The following is an 18,673-nucleotide window of genomic DNA, read 5'->3' on the forward strand; positions in this document are numbered from 1 at the left end:
ATGTCTATAAGATGCCAATTGCCTATCGCCATTTTATCTTTGAGAGGATGAATAACGGTCTCTCTAAGGAATTTATAGATATCGTAGGCGGCATGAAGGATGGCACCATTTCTATTGAGCATATCATGCCCCAGACCCTTTCGACAAAATGGAAAGCCGAACTCGGTCCGAAGTATGAAAATATTCACGAGAAATATCTACATACCTTTGCCAACCTAACTCTTTCCGCTTACAACCAAAGTTATAGCAACGCTCCTTTTAAAAACAAATGGGAGGGAATGGTTGACAAAGATGGCAATCAGATAGTTGGATTTAAAGATAGCGTCTACAGCTTAAGCGCAGACTTAAAAAAATGCACTCAATGGACTGAGACTGAAATTCTGGAGCGTCAGGAGAAGCTGATATCTCGCTTCAAAACTATATGGCCCATGCTACAAACACAATTCACGCCATTGGAAAAACCGACGGACTCCGTAACATTCAATGATGAAGATGTTGAACTTACAGGCCGTTACCTTGCTGCTTTTACCTATAATGGCGAAAGACGCCTCGTTACATCATGGAAAGCCATGCTGTTGGAGTTGTGTGGCATGGTTTATGAGAATCACAAGACAGCGGTAGATTATCTCTGCTCAAAGGACTCTTGGTTTCACACCGAAGAACAAAAAGGAAGAACAAGTTTTGCTCCAGGCTGCTATGTATTCAGTGACAATAGTACTCAGACTAAGTTGACAATCATCAATGTTTTATTCAAGGAGTGCTCTATTCCCGATGAAGCGCTGATATTCGATCTTCAACTCATTCAAAACTCAACAGACGATGAGTAAATTCAACGAAGCCACACGTTGCGTTTATGCTTCCTTATGTTCTAAAACATAACTTGATACGTTTGCAGTTGGAACATGGAAAGATGCCGATATCGGGAGTGGAGTCCCGGTATCGGCATTGAAAAAGAAAATTAAACCCAAATTTCGATTAAATGATTTATAGGGAACAGCAGTACTTGATAGGGAGACGACTGTTCTGATGGGGGAGGCTGTAGTGATAGAGCACAACCGCCATGTGGCGGCGATATCTTGTCAGTATCGAAATGCTTCAGATAGCTTATGCTTGGAGAAAGTCTGAGGCTTATCTGATGAGGGCACGGCCACCCCAGACGAGGAGAACGCCAAGAACCACGCTGAGTGCGAGGTAGATCACGAATGTGCCCCAGTCGCCTTTGGAGCCGAGCACCCACATGTCGTCGGCAAACGATGAGAATGTGGTGAATCCTCCACAGAAACCGGTGATCAACAGTACATTTTCTCCCGGTGTCATCACATGTGCTTTTTCGAGCAGCCCGAAGAAAAGTCCGATTATGAAGCATCCGATGATGTTCACCAGAAATGTGCCCATGGGAAATGAACCGTGCCACATGCCGGCACACCATTTGCCTACCAGATAACGTCCGCAGGTGCGACGAATCCGCCGCAACCTGCCAATAACATTGCTTTGATCATGACATATAAGTTTTGAATGTTTTCGGTTACAAATAATATTCCTTGATGACCGACAGCTTGTCGTCGAGTTCGAATACCCATGGTTGTCCGGTAGGGATTTCCACCCCTACGATTTCGTTATCATCGAGGTGCAGCAGCATCTTGGCGAGGGCGCGCAGGCTGTTGCCGTGGGCCGCCACAAGTATGTCTCCGTAGAGATTCAGTTTCGGCTCTATCAGTTCCGACCAGCATGGTGTCACGCGCTTGATAGTGTCGGCGAGTGATTCCGTGAGCGGGAGTTCCTCGAACGCAAGACCTTCGTAGCGAGGGTCATTGCCGGGGTATCGCGGATCCTCGATGTCGAGCGAGGGTGGAGCCACGTCGAAACTGCGTCGCCATATGTGCACCTGCTCGTCGCCATATTTCTTGGCGGTCTCCGCCTTGTTCAATCCTTGTAGTGCGCCGTAGTGGCGTTCGTTGAGATGCCAGTCCTTGACCACAGGCACCCAACAGCGGTCCATGGCAGTGGCTGCGATCTCGAGTGTATGGATGGCTCGCTTTAGGTAGGATGTGAAGTAATATGCGGGCAGGATTCCCGCGTCAAGCATTTTTTCGCCTGCTTTTCGGGCCTCTTCACGGCCTTGGTCGGTGAGGTCCACGTCGGTCCAGCCTGTAAAGCGGTTTTCGAGGTTCCACCGGCTTTGACCGTGGCGAAGAAGTATAAGTCGTTTCATAAGTGTATCATAGGTGTGTTGTATAATCAGTGTGCTGATTTCCCGCTCTTCTCCTGAAGCCTGTACATGGGAAGCATGAATATCCATGTGGCTATGCAGAATGGAGCGGTGAGGGTAGCGAGGCCAACTGGTGACAGCAGGGCATCCATGCCGAACTGCACGAACACGGTGAATATCACGGCTGCCAGCGAGTAGAAAAACGATTTGACTCCTGGCTTGTAGAACGTGCATCCCATGGCTATGCCTGTCAGTACGGGCGAGAACCCGAATAACCCTTGAGTGATGTCGGGGTGGGATGCACCGAACACGATCGACATGAACAAGGCGACTGCTGAACTCAGCATGGCCCAGAATGCGGCCCAACGGCTGCACAGGGCAAGCCCTACGATGAAGAATACGCCTGTGACCCATGAATTGACGAGGAACACCTGAGAGATGCCTTTCAGCCAATAGACAACCAGTTCCTGGAAATTGTAGTGGAATGTGTCGGTGGTGATTTCAGTGGGGAATGCGGCATAAGCCTCGCCTACGGGGGTGAGGTGGTACATGTTGCGTGCAGCAAGCAGGATGAACCACGATACGAGTATGAATGGGAACGTGTAGGACGTGGTCTTGAACGGCGCGAATATGTTGTTGAATCCCCGGCGTGCAACCACCGTTGCCGCCGAACCGATTATCATGGCGACCCACGACCATATGGAGTTGTCGAGGAAGGTGAATACGGCGCAACCCACCAGTATGCCGTTGAATCCCCACAGCCCCTGGTCGCCGTCGCTCTTTGATTCAAACAGGTAGCCTGTAAGGGTCGATACGATAAGTCCGGCCAATGCTCCCCATGCCACTACTGGCATGTGTTCACCGGTAGGAGCTTCGAAATAGCATCCTACGAATATTCCTGCGATGATGAACAGACCCGTCCAGGCACTTCCTTGAAACATCACCTGGCCTGCTCCTTTGAGAGTCCCTGATACATATGTGGCGAGGCTCCGGCTGTTGGTTTTAGTAGACATATTGAATTATTTTACGACATAAGTCGGGTTGGTATATTGGGTACTTTGCGAACCTATTATCTCCATGGGAAGTCAGGGAGAAGGGGATGACCTTTGACGGTCATACGCACGGTTGAGGCGAACTCACGCACGATTTTCTTGACTGGTTCGGTTTCCATGCCCATCACTTTCAGTAGCAGTCCCGCATGGTTGGGGAGTCGGGTTATGCCTATGGCAATATCGCCTCCATCCTTGAATCCGACTTCGGTGGCATTGTAGATTTCCTCGGCCTTGTCGGGAGGCGTGAGCACGATCACGTTGGCGAACATGTGGTAGCGTCCCATGATGCCGAGCATCTCCGGAGACTGTTTTCCAGGTTCGATGACGAACTTCTCGCGGAACAGGCGTTCGCCGTCTGGACGCCGTGCGTCGCATGTGACCGAGAGTATGTCGTAAGCGAATATTTCAGGCTCGTCGCGATGCTTGCGTCCGCAGGCGAATATCTCGCTGTAGAACAGCGTTGCCGACGCGTGGCATGTGATGTCGGTGCGTGTCACGTACCGTGCCGTGCGGCACGGTATGGTAGGCTCGGGCATGAACTCCAGATAGGAATCCTCCTCAAGGGTAAGCTGCTGGCATAAGGCCGAGAAATTGTCGTTCATCTCGGCGATCTTGGTGGCGGCGCCTGTGGTGACGTGTGCTATCGCGCCACGGCGCATCACGATTTCCTGTTCGTAGCGGTCGCCGTCGACGTTCGGGCCTCCCGACGAGAGGATATACACGACAGGCATTGCCGGCATGCCCTCGTCGCAGTACAGTTCCTGCTGCACGATAAGCGGGGCCATGCGCTGAAGGTCGCGCATGATGCTCTTGCCGTCCTTGTCCAGCTCGAAGCCGAGGCGCAGGTAGCCCACCTTGCCCGGCGCGCCGATATACATGGCGCGCGTGGGACGGTTGTATGGCTGCATCTCACGGGTGGCTACCACGCGTTGCATCTCTTTGCTGTTTACAACATCTTTCATAGAAATCGGGCAAAAGTGGTGTGACGGTGGCTTTATTTGTTCTGTCCCTGATGGTCAAACAGGGCCATGGCCTTGATGAGGCCGACCAGCTCGTCGATGCCCTCGCCGGTCATGCAGTTGGTGAACACGAACGGCTTGCCGGGGCGCATGAGCTTCGAGTCATGGTCCATCACTTCGAGGGAGGCATGGACATAGGGTGCGAGGTCGGTCTTGTTTATGACGAGTATGTCGCTGTGGGAGATACCCGGGCCGTCCTTGCGTGGAATCTTGTCGCCTGCGGCTACGTCGATCACGTAGATGAAGAAATCGACAAGCGCGGGAGAGAACGTGAGGGTGAGGTTGTCGCCTCCGCTCTCGATAAACACGATGTCGGTGTCGGGAAACTTGGCTTCCATCTCCTCGACGGCGGCGATGTTCATCGACGGATCCTCGCGCACGGCGGTGTGGGGACATGCGCCGGTCTCCACGCCTATGATGCGGTCCTCGACGAGCACACCCTTCAGCATGCGGCGCACGTGTTTGGCATCCTCTGTGGTGACGATGTCATTGGTGATGATTAGTACCTTGAACCCTTCTTTTATGAGGGTCGGTGTGATGGCTTCGATGAGTGCGGTCTTACCGGATCCTACCGGTCCGCCTACTCCTATGCGGCAAGTTGACATTTCGATTGAATTTTGGAGAATATGTGTTGTATCTGATTATAATACGGTCCGGGGGCGATTTTAGTTCATGAACATTCGCATTTGTCCTTTTTCGTGGAGCGACGCCATAAGGTCGATGCCCGGTACGAATGCACGCATGTCGTCATATCCCAAAGTGCGGATGGCTTCGTAGTCGGCTTCGAGTACCGGGGCCAGGTCGTAGAGTATCTTCTGGGTCTCGTAGTGCGACACTCTGACGCAGCGCAGTGCGGCGCCGAGTATCATGTTGGCCACTCCGAAGGCCTGCGACGTGAACATGTCCGCCTCGTTTATGCCGGCCGCGTGCATCACTACGGCCTGCACTACCGGATATGTGCCCGGTGTGGCTCCCGAATTGATGTCTGCGAGCATGCGCTCGGTCTGCGGCGACGGGGCGATGTGCACGGCCAGTTCGGCGAGCTTCTTGCCCATGCGGAGCACCATCTGCCGGGCCTCGTCGTTCATCTTGCAGAGGATCACTTCGTTGTCGGCGCGCACGATGTCGTCGTGGTCGCCACGTGTGGCGGCACGATAGGCGTGGAGCGAAGCTATGCCGTCGGAATAGATGCTCTGTATGGTGGCCGCGCGCACATAGGCGGCGAGTGTAGGAGCGTCGTGCACGATATTTTCGTAGCTCGCGGTCTCCAGTCCGTTGGAGAATGAGAAGTTGCCCACCGGAAACTGTGAGTCGCTCATCTCGAGCAGGCGCATGGTGGCTGTAATCATAAGCTTATGGTTTGATGGAAGTCGGGCTTATTCGTGGGTATGGAAGGTCTTGCCTCCGTCGTGGCTGTGGGGCACGGTGTGCCCGTCATGTCCGAATGCGTCGGCGGTGATGCCCGGTGTGTGGGTATGGACGTGTGCGTGGCTCTCCTGCGAGGTGCCTCCGAAGAGATTGCGTATCTCGTGTGGGGCGAGGAAAGGGATCACGGCTGCCCCCTCCTCAAATGTGTAGGTGACTCCGGGGATGGCGTGGGTGTCCATTACCGACTGCATCACCTTGCTGTCGACGGTGAGGGGGATATATACCTTGGTGCCCTTTATCACTGCCGGCCAGTGTTGGTTGCCGATGGCGTGGCCAAGCTCGATGCAGGTCTGGATAATCTGTAGTTTGTCGAGCTTCTCTACCTCGGTAAGGTCAATGACGAACACCGGATTAAGCTCGATGGCGGCGACGAGCGCCTTCCGGCTTTCGGGATCGATTTCGAGCACGTCGCCCTCGACGAGCTGATGGTTGCGCTTGAGGGCCACGGCGCATTGCGTCCCCTTGTCGCCGGTGACGATGAAGCGGCTCTTCTGTGCCGTCCACTGGTCGAGGTGGAGGCGTTCGATGTCGTATGCGGCGATTTTCTCCGCGAGTTGCTTGTCGGAGTGGATGTTGCCTATTACTTCGCTGAAAATCTTCATAGTGTGAGTATTTGAAAAAGTGACGATGCCGGGTGCTCCGGGATTGCGGAGCCCGGCACCGTATGTTAGTGTCAGTTGTCGATCATATCACTTAGCTGAACCAGTAGAGCTGGGCGAGCGGTAGCACCGGTGCCGGCGGCACGTAGGCGAGTTCGCCGTCTACGTAGGCATAGAATGTCTCGGGATTGATCTCGATGCGCGGCATTGCGGTGTTACGCAGCATGTCGGTCTTGGCAAGCTGGCGGGTGCGGCTCACACCGTAGCACTGGCGGGTAAGTCCCAGTTTCTCGGGCACACCGGCCTCGATGGATGCCTGCGACATGAAGTTGACGCAGGTAGCGCCGAGCGCCTTGCCTTCCGCGCCGAACATCTTGCGCATGTAGATAGGCTGCGGAGTGGGGAGCGATGCGTTGGGGTCGCCCATCTGTGCCCAGTTGATGAATCCGCCCTTTATCACCATCTTTGGCTTGGTGCCGAAGAATGCGGGTTCCCAGAGCACGAGGTCGGCCATCTTTCCGGGGGCTATCGAGCCGAGGATGTCGCTGATGCCGTAGCAGATGGCGGGGTTGATAGTGATCTTTGCAAGATAGCGTAGCACGCGGAAGTTGTCGTTATCGTCACTGTCCTCGCGGAGCTTGCCACGTACCGACTTCATGTAGCTTGCCATCTGGAAGGTGCGCATGAACGATTCGCCCACGCGGCCCATGGCCTGGCTGTCGGAACTTACCATCGATAGTATGCCGAGGTCGTGGAAAATGTTCTCAGCCGACTGTGTCTCCGGGCGCACACGGCTTTCGGCGAAGGCGACGTCGCTCGGTATGTCGGGGTTGAGGTTGTGGCATACCATAATCATGTCGAACAGTTCTGCCTTGGAGTTGATGCCGAAAGGTAGGGTGGGATTGGTCGACGATGGTAGCACATTGGCCAGCGAGGCCACCTTAAGGAGGTCGGGGGCATGACCGCCGCCTGCGCCTTCGGTGTGGTAGGTGTGGATGGTGCGTCCGTCGATGGCGGCTATGGAGTCCTCCACGAAACCGCTCTCGTTGAGGGTGTCGGTGTGGATTGCCACCTGCACGTCCATACGGTCGGCGCAATCCAGACAAGCGCGTATGGCGGCGGGTGTGGCGCCCCAGTCCTCATGGATCTTGAATCCGCATGCGCCGGCGAGAATCTGCTCCTCGAGTGTGGCGTCGACGGAGGAGTTGCCCTTGGCAAGCGTGCCGTAGTTGATAGGGATTGTCTCGTAGGCCTCCAGCATCTTGTGTACGTTCCACACGCCGGAGGTGATTGTGGTGCCGTTCGTGCCGTCGGTCGGGCCGATGCCGCCGCCGATGAGGGTGGTTATGCCGTTGGAGAGGCAGTTGTAGGCCTGCTGCGGATCCACGTGGTGCACGTGTCCGTCGATGCCGGCGGCTGTCAGGATGAGGTGCTCGCCAGAGATGGCGTCGGTCGAGGGGCCGGTGACGAGGGTGGGGGTCACGTTGTCCATCACGTCGGGGTTGCCGGCCTTGCCGATACCTGCGATCTTGCCGTCCTTGATGCCCACGTCGGCCTTTATCACGCCGAGAAGCGGGTCAATGATGGTTACGTTGGTGATCACCAGGTCGAGCGACCCTTCGGATGTGGTGTAGCGGTTGGCGAGTCCCATGCCGTCGCGCAGAGTCTTGCCGCCACCATACACTACCTCGTCGCCGTAGGTGCGGAGGTCTTTTTCTATCTGTACATACAGGTCGGTGTTGCCAAGGCGGATCTTATCGCCCGTGGTAGGACCGAAAAGCATGTTGTTCTGCTGTCTTGATATAGTAGCCATAGTAGGTTGTTCGGATTATTTTGTGGTAAACTCTGCGTCGGCTTCGTCCTCGCTGACGCTCTTGAAGCCGTATTCTTCCATTTTTCGGAAAGCTTTCATCTCGACGGGGTAGAATGTGGGAGTGTCCTGTCCGCCGGTGTATCCGTTGACAAGGTCGTTGAATCCCCATACTCTCTGCTTGCCTCCGTAGCTCACAAGCTCTACCTCCTTCTCGTCGCCCGGTTCGAAGCGGATGGCGGTGGTGGCGGGTATGTTGAGGTGGCATCCGAAAGCTTTCTTACGGTCGAACTCCATGTAGCGGTTCACCTCGAAGAAGTGGAAGTGGCTGCCGATCTGCACGGGGCGGTCGCCGGTGTTGCGCACTTTCAGCTTCACGGTGTAGCGGTTGGCGTTGTACTCTATCGGGTCGGAGGCGAGTATCACGCCGCCTACGGGCACATACTCCTTGGGCGTGAAGCCGGGAGTGACGGGTGTGTAGATTGGGGGCACACCCTGGTAGACCTGTACGGGTGTGTCATACGACTTCGGCGGGTTCTCCTTGCTGTAGCCGTCGGTGTTTAATACGGGATTGCCCGGTGCCTGCGGGTCGGTGGCGGGCTTCTTTGTATTGTCGGTTGCCATGATTGTGTTCGCGTTAGGTGTTGGTTACTTTATCGGGTGGTGTATGCTCACGAGGCGTGAGCCGTCGGTGAATACGGCTTCGACCTGGAGCAACGAGATCATGTCGGCCACACCCTCCATCACATCGTCCTTGGTGAGGACGGACGCGGCTTGTGTCATTACTTCCTCTACGGTCTTTCCGGCCCTGGCCTCTTCCAGTGCCGCCGACGTGATGTAGGCCACAGCCTCGGGATAATTGAGCTTGAGGCCACGGTTTTTGCGGCGTTCAGCTATGATTCCGAGGTTGAGCAACATGAGTTTGTCGATTTCTTTCGGTGTAAGATGCATAACTTAATGTGGTTTATGTGTTATATTACTTATAACAATCCTTCCAAAAAAAAGTTAACGCGAACCCCGGAAATCTTGGGAAATGAAAGAATTTTTATTCCCTCCGGGAGGGGACAATTCAGCCAATAAGACAGTTCGGTTATTATGGGACTGTAGGGATGTCCCCCGGCACATTCGTCTGCGGGAAATGTGAAAACAGCGCGGATTTTTATCGTGAGCACACAGGTGCATCGTGTATATGGAAATGTGTGCTCTGTGCGATTTAGGCTGAATGGTTGCTATGGGTGGGGAATCAGTGCATGGAGCGGTAGCGGGGGAGGATGGGGACAGGGAAGCGGGAGAAGAGGGTGGTGACGGCCTCGGCGATGGAGCTGAGGTTGCGGTATTGCGAGTTGCCGGAGTCGATGATGGTGGCTACGGATGACGAGTAGAGCGGTGTCATCGTCTTTATGTCGACCATGTCCATGGTGAGTACCCCCTCCTTGTATATGCCGGTGACCACCTGCATGCCGGCGTAGCGCCCGGAGTTCCAGTAACGCTGCCGCGGATAGACATAATAGGGGTACATGCCATTGTAGTATGGGCCGGGGACCTGCGGGCCGAGTCCGGGTCCGGCGGGGCGCGGCGGTATGATGACCGGTCCGGGCGCTACCGGCGGCTGAGGCGGGAGGGCCGGTTCGGTGGTGACCTCCTTGTGGATGGTGACGGCGAAATTTACGAGCAGGGAGGCATCGTCGCTCTCGGTGTAACCACGCTCGAGCATCTGCTCGCGTATGGCGGCGGCGATGTTGTAGTATGTCACCATCTCCATCCCCGGGGGCAGTTTGCCCATCGAGGGGTCGACTATCCGGAATGTCTTGTAGTCGGAGAGTCGGGCGTCGTTATAGGTCTCGCTGTTGACGAGAGCGAATTGCGAGCACCCGGCGAGTGCGCCGGCGATGATGCAGATGAGTGCTGTGTGGAGTCCTCGTAGTCCCATAGTCGTGGTGTTTGGTATTCAAACACCTGTGGGGCGCGAATGGTTTGAGGTGTAGGGTAGTATGTACGGAATATATGGGCAGACGGGTATGAAAAACTCCCGGGGACGCGGAGTCCTCGGGAGCTTGATCGGGAATCTTTCAATCGGTGTTCCTGTCTTGTTTGGAAAGACGATGAAAGATTATGGTTGATGTGTTGAAGTCTTATTGTCCGTAGAAAACGATTCCGATATAGAACGGTTCCCAAGTAGAATTGAAGGCATAGTCCCCGTTTGTCCAGCGGATATAGCGGAACTTGGCTGTCTTGGAGAATTTGATGTAGTTGTACTGTGCTCCGGCGGAAGTTCGTAGAGTTACATCTCCCCAATCACTCCAATTCTGACCATCTGCGCTTGTCTGAATATTAGAAGCAGAGTTGATCGCATAATAATAAAGCCAGAAATTCCAGTTCATCACATTCACGTTTTTAACCGATCCGAGATCAATTGCCATGGTAGATCCTATGGGAGTCCATAGGTATACGGTGTTATCCTTAGGATTGGTGAATATCTCTTCCGGAATGGCGGTGTCTCCATTCAACATTCCTGACCATGTGGATTCATAAGGAATCTGAGTGTAGGTACCCGGCAAAGTACTGTAGCACTCGAGTTCGAGAGGCAGCTGAATAACTTTTACATAAGCTACATCCGAACTCAGTTCAGCACCAGCACCTGAGGTGATGGATAGTTTTACAGGAACGAGGAACTTATCGTTTTGGGCAATACCGGTGTAGTCGCCGAAAGTCAGGGCGAGGTTGGCTTTGCTGGCACCTGCGGGGATGTTGAGATCGGTAATGGTTGCCTGCAAGGGCTTATAGTCGGTATTGTGCTCACTGTTGTAGGCATCGATGAGCGAGTTGTCAATGGTAGCCTTAACTGTGATGGCATCGTCTGCTGCCCATTCTGTGGTGAGGAAGTCGTTGATGGTATAGGAGGTGAAAGCGCTCTCCCAACCATCTACATCAGGGTCGATGGTTATACGAGTGTCGGCAATCGGAGTCACTCCATTGGCTCGGTAGGTCGAGGTGAATGTAAGGAACACACGGCTGCTCTTCGAGATGGCCATACCGTCTGCGTTGCGGATCACGATCGGGAGGATAAGGTCGGTATTCTCGGTCTGGAACGCCTTCTTGTCGCCGAAAGTCACAGTGACGGGATCATGGGAAATATATTCGCCTTGGGGAATTGTCAGCATGGGATTGACAATCGAAGCTCCCTCGAGGAATACGTAAGATGTGCCGTTTGCCTGATTGTATTCATCGACAAGGGTGGGATCGATGGCTATCTCCACGTTGATGTTGCGCGGCGCGGGCTTTGTGAGGCGCACTGGCTTGAGAGCCAGTGGATCATTGATATCAATGAGAAATTGGCCGTTGGCCTTATACTCGAGCTGCGCGAAAGTGGAGTTAGGCTGATATATGAAGCAGTAATTGATGTCGTAGGGGTCTACAGTGTCATCGTCGTCGCAGGAAGCCAGCGGAGCGAGCATTACGGCCACAGCGCAGACAGAGAGGTATTTCTGAAATTTTTTCATTGCTTTCTGTGAAATTTTTTTGGAGAATTTGAAATCAACCGTAGGGACGCGACCGGCGAGGAGAGGGCACGGACGCTGCCGTCGGGTGGAAGCGGACGCACCGTGGGTGCGTCCCTACGGATTGATGGAATCGGTTTACTCGAATGTGTACTCGGTCCAGCCGTGAGCCTGGTGGTTGCTGCCGTTGTCGGCAGAGCCAATGGTCACGTCGTGGCCGTTGCCGGTGACGTCGTGGAGAGTCTCACCTTCACCCTCGTTCATCGGGAGGTAGAACACAAGGTTGGGATCAGTGTATTTCACTTCCTTCTTCATGAACTTCTCGATCTGTGATGCAGTGCGGGTGGTGCTCCAGAGACGCACCTGTGCCATTTCTATGTAGTCGTGGAACCAGTCTGATCCGGATGCGCACATGGTAAGGCCGGTGAAGTTGAACACTGTTCCGGCAGGGCCGTTCTTGCGGTTGGCCTCCACACCGTTGACATAGAGGACAACCTCTCCTGTAGCGCCGTTGAAGGTGTGTGCGAAGTGGATCCATTCGCCCCATTTGAGCGGTTTGTCGTTGGGATTTCCGGAGTCGTAGTTGGCATCGATTCCCATTGTCTTTATCTGGAGGAAGTTGTAGAGGTCTCTTCCATCAGGATCTACGTATACTATGTCGCCGAAACGTACGTATAGTTCGACAAACGGATCAGACTCGAAAGCGAACAACGCCTGATTATTTTTGGAGAATCCCCCGTTACCACTGGTATTCACAACACGTGCCCACCACTCGAGGGTGAGGTTCTGTAGGGCTACAGGAGTCTCCCAGTTCATCTTCATGGCGTTGTCGTAGTAGAACTTCGGAGCTTTTTGAACGAGAGTCTTTCCGAGAGTGATGATTAGCGAGGAGGAACCGGCCGATACGCTTACGCCATCTGCTGCGGTCACTTTCACGGGAGCTGCATAGTCCACGCCGGCCTCACCATCGAACGAGGTTATCTCAATCTCCACTTCTGTTGAGGCGGATCCTGCGGGAATGGTTACTTCGGCGGGGAAAGATACATACTGGTTAGGAACCACGACATACTCAGTCTCGTTGCGCTTGTTGTAGGCATCGAGGGTGGCAGCGTCGAGCGCGAGTTTCACTTTGGTGTCGGCATGGGCCTTCTGAGCCATGCGCACGTTGATTTTGGTGGTTGCTTTCTCTCCGGCCTTGCCGACCACCACTTCAGAAGTGGGGTCGGAGCCTGCACCTTCGGAGATGTAGACCATGTTGTCAATCACATCGTTCTTGGCGTCGTCGCAGGCGGTGAAGGCGAGGGCGGCGAGTGAGAGGGCAAGAACGTTATATGCTATTTTCTTCATCTATGTTATTCCTTTTATAAGATTAGTTATTGATAGGAGGATTCTGTGTGGCTATGCCCTTGCGCACATAGGGATAGTCGGGGGTGCCGGGATAGTCATACTCGATGTGGTATGCTCCTTGTCCGGCATGCTCGATGCCTCCACTGTAGTGCCATGTGGACTGCACGGGGAAAAGATTCTTGTCGGTAGCGCGCTCGAATGTGGCAGTGACGATAGACTTCTTCATTACATTCTCGAAGATGTCCGGCTTGAAGCTCTTTACGCTGTTGAAGAATTGGTCGAGACCGGAATGTCCGAGTTCATATGTCTGCCAGCAGATGTAGTCTATGCTCTCCACGACATCCTCGTCGAGGTAGTCGTAATAGTCAAGCCATCCGTATCCGCCGGGGATATCGATCACCAGCATGCGACCGGTCTGGTCAAAGCGTTTGCGCAACTGGCGCAGGAACTCGTTTTGCACTTTGCGGGTCTCGCTTCCACCCATGATGAGAGTACCTGTAGCTTCGATGTCCATGTCGAAACCGTCGATGTTATATTTGTCGCAGGTGTCGGCAATGGCGTCGGCATACTTTCTGGCGGCCTCAATCATTGAGGGAACATCACCATTGGTGAATCCCCAGAACTCCTCGGCGACCTCGAGCGGCGGTACTCCGGGATGTCCGGGAGTGATGTTCTCGCCGATGTTGGTTGCAAGCCAGCATAGCACAGCCTTTGAGCCACGTGCCTGGAACGCTTTCAGATCCGCCTGCTGGGCCTCGGTAAGAGGACCCCATGTGAGCCAGAGGCTGACGAAGTCGGTCGAATCGGGAAGGCCGATGAGGGAGTTGGCTTTAGAAGCGGCGGTCCATGATCCGAACCATCCGAACATCACCTTGTGGGGGGATGCGAAATATTCCTTGAGGCTGTTGTAGTAGCCGTCTGTCGGCGGGGTATAGTAGTCCTCGGCCTCTGCCTCGGTCCAGTCGTCGCAGGAGGTGGTCACCGAGGGAACGATGAGCAGGGCTGCGGCGGCAAATAATATAGATTTCAGTCCTTTCATTTTTGGAAATAGAGATTAATTAAGGTGATTAAGATAAGTAATTAGTTTTTCTTTGCCCACCAGAGGTCGGTAGCGCCGGTGTCGGGGCCTCCGAGCATCTGCTGCGCAGCCTTCACGTTGGCTTCGTTGGTGTTGAACTCCGACTGCGGGAAGGGGAGGCGGCGCATTCCTCGGGCGGAGGTCACGCCGTTGGTAGAGCGGTTGTCGACCACGGGGAACCATTTCGGGAAGCCGGTGCGGCGGAAGTCGGTCCACGATTCCCATCCGTTGGGGAAGTTGCCGAGCCACTTCTGGACGATGATACGCTCGAGGTTGGTGTCGAACGAAGCCGATTCGTCATATTTGGGGCAGATGGTGGTGGTGGCTGCGATGTTGTACGATGTGTTGTCGAGTGCCACATAGTCGGCGGGACCGGACGTGTTGTCGAGGTAGTCGCCGATGGTGGCTCCACGCTCTTCCATAGACACCTTCACGCCCTGCTCGTAGAGATCCTTGGCTGTTCCGCCCATGTTCCATCCGCGGAGAGCGCCCTCGGCGCGTGCGAACCAAGACTCGCTTGCGGAGATCGACAGGAGGCTGGTCTGTGCGGTGACGTTGGGGTAGGAATAGTTGGTGGATTCGGATTTCAGGAGATTGTAGTGGTAAACGCCGCTACGGGCACCAACGATAGCCCCGGTAGCCGACCCGGGAGCGGGTGAGGCGTAGATGGGGAGACGGGGATCGGAATATCCGTTCATGTAGGATGTGATGTCGGCGCTGACTCGACCCTCGTTCCAGAGCACATTCACTTTGTGGAATGAGTTTCCGCCGGGAAGGAAGGTTGACCATGCCGCATCGCTCTTGTCGGCGATAAGGCCACCCGGATCGCTGACAGCCTCTTCGGCTTTCTGGCGTGCGAGCTGCGGCTCTACGTTGACGAGACGCATGGCCATGCGGAGCTTGAGGGTGTTGCCGAACTTGACCCATTTCGCGATGTCGCCCTGATAGATGAAGTCGACATCGGCGAAGATCTTTGCGGCATTGCCTCCGGCAGCCTCCTTGAGACCGGTGATGGCGAGGTCGAGCTGCTCGAACATGGCGTTGTAGAGGGTAGGCATGTCGTCGTAGGCCACTGCGAAATCGTCGCCGCTACCGATCTTGGAGAAGGGTATCGGGCCGTAGCAGTCGCTGACGCGGAGCGATCCGAAGATGCGCATGAGGTTGGCCCAGTGGTAGGTGAGGCCTTCGCCTCCGGAGATGTTACGGATCATGAAGAAGGGGGTGTACATCTTCGGCATGTTGGTGTCGAATGTGTTGCCGGTCCATCCGATGGGAGGATTGTAAGTGGCGTAGTACATGTCGGTACCCCACATGTTGGCTGCGGAAGTCATGCGGCCGTACTCGCAACCGATCATCTGGTCGATCATCTGGAAGTCGTTCTCCTGTCCCAGCACGAGCACGGGCATCATGGAGTTGAGGAGGGTCGCAGTCGAGGCGAAGTCACCTTCCATCTCCTCCGGGGTCGGAGCCTTGGGGTCGGTGTTGAAGTCCTCGAACTTGTCGGTGCATCCGGCCGCTCCGAGGAGGATCGAGCCGCCCAACATCAGGCTTACTATATTGTTTTTATACATATTTTTATTCATGATTGTCGTAAGGTGGATCAGAATGTAAGTTTGACATTGAAACCGTAGGTGCGCATGCTGGGCTGCTGGAAGTAGTCGACACCCTGGTAGAAGTTGTTGGTGGTCGACGAAGTGCTTTCAGGATCGAAAGGAGCCTTGCAGTAGATCATCCAGAGGTTCTTGCCGGTTAGCGAGAGGGTCACGTCGGCTATGCCTTTGAGCATGGCGCGGGGGAAGGTGTATGACACGGTGAGGTCGGCGAGGCGCACGTTGGTGGCGTCATATATATAATATGTGCCGGGGGCCTGCGAGATGGTCTCGTAGTAGTTCTGTGCGTCGGCTATGCCGTTGCCGGGGATGGGCACACCACCGTTGAGGCGAGCGTCGGCAGTCACCTGCGATACGCCGTAGCGGTCGAGCACTGCCTGTGTGTCGGATACGACCTTACCGCCGAATCGGCCTGTGACGGCCCAGGAGAGGTTGAGGTCCTTCCAGCCGAGTGATCCTGTCCAGCCCATGTTGTAGTTGGGGAGGAGCGAACCCACCTTGAAGTAATCGACCTGTTCGAGCTGTACCTTGCCTGTCTCGGAGTCTTTCCAGATGTAGCCGTTGGGTGACTGGCGGAGACGCATGTTGCTGTAGAGGTCACCCATGGTGCCACCCTCGTAGAGGCGGATAGCGGGGCCTCCCGACATGCCGAGGCATCCTGTGGCAGCGAAGTATTCCATCTCGATGGGGCGTCCGGTCTCGGGGTCGATGGCGCCGTTGGCGAGGGAGATCACCTTGTTGCGGTTGAGCGAGTAGGTGAGTCCGGTGGAGAATCTCCAGTCGCCCCACTGGTTGTTGTAGTTGAGGGCTGCCTCGATACCTCGGTTGCGGATGTTACCGGTCTGGATGAGGTTGGTCTTGTAGCCCGACGAACCGGAAGCGGGGATCTCGAAGGTCTGGTTGAAGGTGTTGGCGTTGTAGTATGTGAACTCGAGGCCGAGGGTGTTGTTGAAGAACTTGGCGCTCAGACCGATTTCATACGACTTGGTGTTCTCGGGCTTGAGGTTGGGGTTGTAGTGCTTCGAGGGCCACTCGTATTGGTTGGTCTGGTCATTGTAGACATACTGCATGCGTGTGAGGTAGCGCGAGGGGGAAGATGCCACTTCGGCCCAGGAGCCGCGTACCTTAAGGAACGATATCACCTCGGGAAGGAGGTCGCGGAGAGTCTCGCTGATAAGCCATGAACCGCCCACGGAGGGGTAGAAGTAGCTTGTCTTGTCGGTGAAGGCGAGCATGGATGCCCAGTCGTTACGTCCGGTGAGGGTGAGGTAGTACTGGCTGTCCCAGCCGATTTCGGCAGATCCGAAGATCGACTGCACCTGGTCGTGCCATTCCGATTCGCCGCGCTTCATCTGCGTGGTTGAGATGTTGCCGTAGGCGAAGAAGTTGGGGATGGTGGCGAGGCCGCCTTCGTAGTGCTCCGACTCTTCGAGCATGTCGTTGAGCGACGCACCTACCTGCACGTTGACGTTGAGGCGGTTGTCGAGGAAGTTCTTGTTCATCGATGCCATGATGTCGGCGTAGGTCGAGCGGTTCATGGTGCGCTTCTTGGCATACATACCCTTGTCGGACCCTGCGATTACCATGATGGTGGAGGCGTTGTACTTCTCCTCATATACGGTGTTTGCGTTGTCGGTGCGCACGCGGCCCATGATGTAGAGCCAGGGGAGGATGTCGTACTTGAGCGATGCGTTGAACATGTAGCGCTGCTTGCGGGCTTCGCGGAGCATACGCTTCTGGGTCCAGTAGGGGTTCTGCATGGTAAACGCGGTGCTGTACTTCTGCTCCCAGTACTGGGTCATGAGGTTGCGCGAGGGGTCGAAGCGCTCGAACATGCGCACGTCGTCGAAGTTCTCTCCACGGGGGAAGAGGTAGAGGGCGGGCAGGGGGTTGAAGTACTCGCCCGAACCTACGAAGTTCTTGTTGTTCTGGATGATGTAGTTGGCTCCGAGGTCGAGAGTCAGCTTGTCGTTGTAGAACTTGGTTGTGTTGCGGATCGAGAAGTTGTAGCGGTTGTAGTCAGACTCGGGCATGATGCCGGGAGCGTTGGTGGCTGCTGCCGATGCGTAGGTCTGGTTCTTGTCGTTGCCGACGGTGAGGGTCATGGCGTTGATCTCTGTGGCGCCGGTCTGGAAGAAGTCGGTGGGGTCGTAGGAGGTCGGAGTGTCCATACGCTTGCCCCATGAGGTGAATTCTCCCTGGTTGTTGCCGTAGATGTTCTGGAACTTGGGGGTCATCCATGCACGGTGGAACTGTGTGGTGTTGCTGTAGGTGAGCTGTGCACGACCTTCAGTACCTTTCTTGGTGGTAATGAGGATGACGCCGCTGGCTGCCGCAGAACCGTAGAGTGCTGCTGCCGAGGGACCCGAGAGCACCGACATTGACTCGATGTCGTCGGGGTTGATGTCGGCCACTGAGCTTGAACCCGGCTGCTTCGACATCGTACCGCCCTCTTCAGAGCCGGTATTTACGTCGAACATGGGTATGCCGTCAATCACGTAGAGGGCGTTGTCGTTGCCTGTGAGCGACTTGGTACCACGCATCACGACACGGGCGGCAGAACCTGAACCTGCGGAACCGGAGCTGATGTTGACACCGGCCACCTTGCCCGCGAGCGAGTTGATGAAGTTGGCGTCCTTGTTGGAGGTGAGTGCGTCGCCGTTGACGGTCTGCACGTTGTAGCTAAGGGCTTTCTGTGCACGCTTGATACCGAGGGCGGTTACCACTACTTCATCGAGGGCTGTGGCCTCGGTCTCCATCACGAGATTTATTTTGCCGCTTTCAGGAACCGAAAGTTCCACGGGGCGGAAGCCGATGTAGGAGAATTTCAGCACGTCGCCTGGTTTGGCCTTGATGCTGAACTGTCCGTCGATGTCGGTTGATGCTCCTAAGGATGTACCTTTTACTAAGACCGATACTCCAATCAGCGGCTCGCCGCTTGAGTCGGTTACGATACCCTCGACCTGCGACGTCTGAGCCAGCACGCTCATCACAGGGAAGAGTAAAAGCATCAATAACAAACTT

At 55.1% G+C, this 18,673-nt stretch carries 16 protein-coding genes and 1 pseudogene; 1 reads left to right on the top strand and 16 read right to left on the bottom strand.

The window, feature by feature from the left end:
- On the top strand, positions 1-827 hold an 827-nt coding region (locus QZ303_RS07180), incomplete at its 5' end, for an HNH endonuclease family protein (protein WP_295731163.1).
- A gap of 301 nt (positions 828-1,128) precedes the next feature.
- Here the strand turns inward: QZ303_RS07180 and QZ303_RS07185 are convergent.
- The 16 genes and pseudogenes from QZ303_RS07185 to QZ303_RS07260 all read right to left on the bottom strand — a co-directional run bounded on the left by QZ303_RS07185 (position 1,129) and on the right by QZ303_RS07260 (position 18,660).
- A complete protein-coding gene (locus QZ303_RS07185) occupies positions 1,129-1,395 on the bottom strand; it encodes a CrcB family protein (RefSeq protein WP_295731165.1) in 267 nt (88 codons plus the stop codon).
- 130 nt (positions 1,396-1,525) lie between these two features.
- Entirely contained in the window at positions 1,526-2,212 is a 687-nt protein-coding gene (gpmA, locus tag QZ303_RS07190) for a 2,3-diphosphoglycerate-dependent phosphoglycerate mutase (protein ID WP_295731167.1), read from the bottom strand.
- Positions 2,213-2,238: 26 nt separating this feature from the next.
- The gene (locus QZ303_RS07195; protein ID WP_295731169.1) at positions 2,239-3,222 is read right to left on the bottom strand and encodes an urea transporter; all 984 of its coding nucleotides are present in this window, start codon (positions 3,220-3,222) and stop codon (positions 2,239-2,241) included.
- A gap of 56 nt (positions 3,223-3,278) precedes the next feature.
- Positions 3,279-4,223, bottom strand: coding sequence for an urease accessory protein UreD (locus tag QZ303_RS07200; RefSeq protein ID WP_295731172.1), 945 nt, complete (start codon positions 4,221-4,223; stop codon positions 3,279-3,281).
- A 32-nt stretch (positions 4,224-4,255) separates the two neighbouring features.
- Positions 4,256-4,885: an urease accessory protein UreG gene (ureG, locus tag QZ303_RS07205; RefSeq protein WP_295731174.1), complete on the bottom strand. Its 630-nt coding sequence runs from the start codon at positions 4,883-4,885 to the stop codon at positions 4,256-4,258.
- Between the two features lie 60 nt (positions 4,886-4,945).
- The gene (locus QZ303_RS07210) at positions 4,946-5,629 is read right to left on the bottom strand and encodes an urease accessory protein UreF (protein WP_295731176.1); all 684 of its coding nucleotides are present in this window, start codon (positions 5,627-5,629) and stop codon (positions 4,946-4,948) included.
- A 27-nt stretch (positions 5,630-5,656) separates the two neighbouring features.
- Positions 5,657-6,310, bottom strand: coding sequence for an urease accessory protein UreE (gene ureE / locus QZ303_RS07215; protein WP_295731178.1), 654 nt, complete (start codon positions 6,308-6,310; stop codon positions 5,657-5,659).
- A gap of 91 nt (positions 6,311-6,401) precedes the next feature.
- On the bottom strand, positions 6,402-8,120 hold the full coding sequence (gene ureC / locus QZ303_RS07220; RefSeq protein ID WP_295731180.1) for an urease subunit alpha: 1,719 nt from the start codon (positions 8,118-8,120) through the stop codon (positions 6,402-6,404).
- Between the two features lie 141 nt (positions 8,121-8,261).
- Positions 8,262-8,543, bottom strand: a pseudogene (locus QZ303_RS10620) (urease subunit beta); the annotation flags it as partial.
- A gap of 222 nt (positions 8,544-8,765) precedes the next feature.
- Positions 8,766-9,068: an urease subunit gamma gene (locus QZ303_RS07230; protein WP_295731184.1), complete on the bottom strand. Its 303-nt coding sequence runs from the start codon at positions 9,066-9,068 to the stop codon at positions 8,766-8,768.
- Positions 9,069-9,360: 292 nt separating this feature from the next.
- Positions 9,361-10,047, bottom strand: coding sequence for a DUF4136 domain-containing protein (locus tag QZ303_RS07235; protein WP_295731186.1), 687 nt, complete (start codon positions 10,045-10,047; stop codon positions 9,361-9,363).
- A 202-nt stretch (positions 10,048-10,249) separates the two neighbouring features.
- The gene (locus tag QZ303_RS07240; RefSeq protein WP_295731188.1) at positions 10,250-11,617 is read right to left on the bottom strand and encodes a DUF1735 domain-containing protein; all 1,368 of its coding nucleotides are present in this window, start codon (positions 11,615-11,617) and stop codon (positions 10,250-10,252) included.
- A 135-nt stretch (positions 11,618-11,752) separates the two neighbouring features.
- Complete coding sequence (locus QZ303_RS07245) at positions 11,753-12,961, bottom strand: DUF1735 domain-containing protein (protein ID WP_295731190.1); 1,209 nt, start codon at positions 12,959-12,961, stop codon at positions 11,753-11,755.
- 22 nt (positions 12,962-12,983) lie between these two features.
- Positions 12,984-14,000: a glycoside hydrolase family 18 gene (locus QZ303_RS07250; protein ID WP_295731192.1), complete on the bottom strand. Its 1,017-nt coding sequence runs from the start codon at positions 13,998-14,000 to the stop codon at positions 12,984-12,986.
- A 41-nt stretch (positions 14,001-14,041) separates the two neighbouring features.
- Positions 14,042-15,610: a SusD/RagB family nutrient-binding outer membrane lipoprotein gene (locus tag QZ303_RS07255; protein ID WP_295731194.1), complete on the bottom strand. Its 1,569-nt coding sequence runs from the start codon at positions 15,608-15,610 to the stop codon at positions 14,042-14,044.
- A gap of 29 nt (positions 15,611-15,639) precedes the next feature.
- On the bottom strand, positions 15,640-18,660 hold the full coding sequence (locus tag QZ303_RS07260) for a SusC/RagA family TonB-linked outer membrane protein (RefSeq protein WP_295731196.1): 3,021 nt from the start codon (positions 18,658-18,660) through the stop codon (positions 15,640-15,642).
- Positions 18,661-18,673 lie beyond the last annotated feature (13 nt).

It is taken from the genome of uncultured Muribaculum sp., from assembly GCF_910583865.1.
Classification (GTDB): Bacteria; Bacteroidota; Bacteroidia; order Bacteroidales; family Muribaculaceae; genus Muribaculum.

Excerpts from the sequence above, each read along its gene's own strand:
- QZ303_RS07185 (WP_295731165.1), bottom strand. The coding sequence starts at position 1,395 with ATGGGCACATTTCTGGTGAACATCATCGGATGCTTCATAATCGGACTT.
- gpmA (WP_295731167.1), bottom strand. The coding sequence starts at position 2,212 with ATGAAACGACTTATACTTCTTCGCCACGGTCAAAGCCGGTGGAACCTC.
- QZ303_RS07195 (WP_295731169.1), bottom strand. The coding sequence starts at position 3,222 with ATGTCTACTAAAACCAACAGCCGGAGCCTCGCCACATATGTATCAGGG.
- QZ303_RS07200 (WP_295731172.1), bottom strand. The coding sequence starts at position 4,223 with ATGAAAGATGTTGTAAACAGCAAAGAGATGCAACGCGTGGTAGCCACC.
- ureG (WP_295731174.1), bottom strand. The coding sequence starts at position 4,885 with ATGTCAACTTGCCGCATAGGAGTAGGCGGACCGGTAGGATCCGGTAAG.
- QZ303_RS07210 (WP_295731176.1), bottom strand. The coding sequence starts at position 5,629 with ATGATTACAGCCACCATGCGCCTGCTCGAGATGAGCGACTCACAGTTT.
- ureE (WP_295731178.1), bottom strand. The coding sequence starts at position 6,310 with ATGAAGATTTTCAGCGAAGTAATAGGCAACATCCACTCCGACAAGCAA.
- ureC (WP_295731180.1), bottom strand. The coding sequence starts at position 8,120 with ATGGCTACTATATCAAGACAGCAGAACAACATGCTTTTCGGTCCTACC.
- QZ303_RS07230 (WP_295731184.1), bottom strand. The coding sequence starts at position 9,068 with ATGCATCTTACACCGAAAGAAATCGACAAACTCATGTTGCTCAACCTC.
- QZ303_RS07235 (WP_295731186.1), bottom strand. The coding sequence starts at position 10,047 with ATGGGACTACGAGGACTCCACACAGCACTCATCTGCATCATCGCCGGC.
- QZ303_RS07240 (WP_295731188.1), bottom strand. The coding sequence starts at position 11,617 with ATGAAAAAATTTCAGAAATACCTCTCTGTCTGCGCTGTGGCCGTAATG.
- QZ303_RS07245 (WP_295731190.1), bottom strand. The coding sequence starts at position 12,961 with ATGAAGAAAATAGCATATAACGTTCTTGCCCTCTCACTCGCCGCCCTC.
- QZ303_RS07250 (WP_295731192.1), bottom strand. The coding sequence starts at position 14,000 with ATGAAAGGACTGAAATCTATATTATTTGCCGCCGCAGCCCTGCTCATC.
- QZ303_RS07255 (WP_295731194.1), bottom strand. The coding sequence starts at position 15,610 with ATGTATAAAAACAATATAGTAAGCCTGATGTTGGGCGGCTCGATCCTC.
- QZ303_RS07260 (WP_295731196.1), bottom strand. The coding sequence starts at position 18,660 with ATGCTTTTACTCTTCCCTGTGATGAGCGTGCTGGCTCAGACGTCGCAG.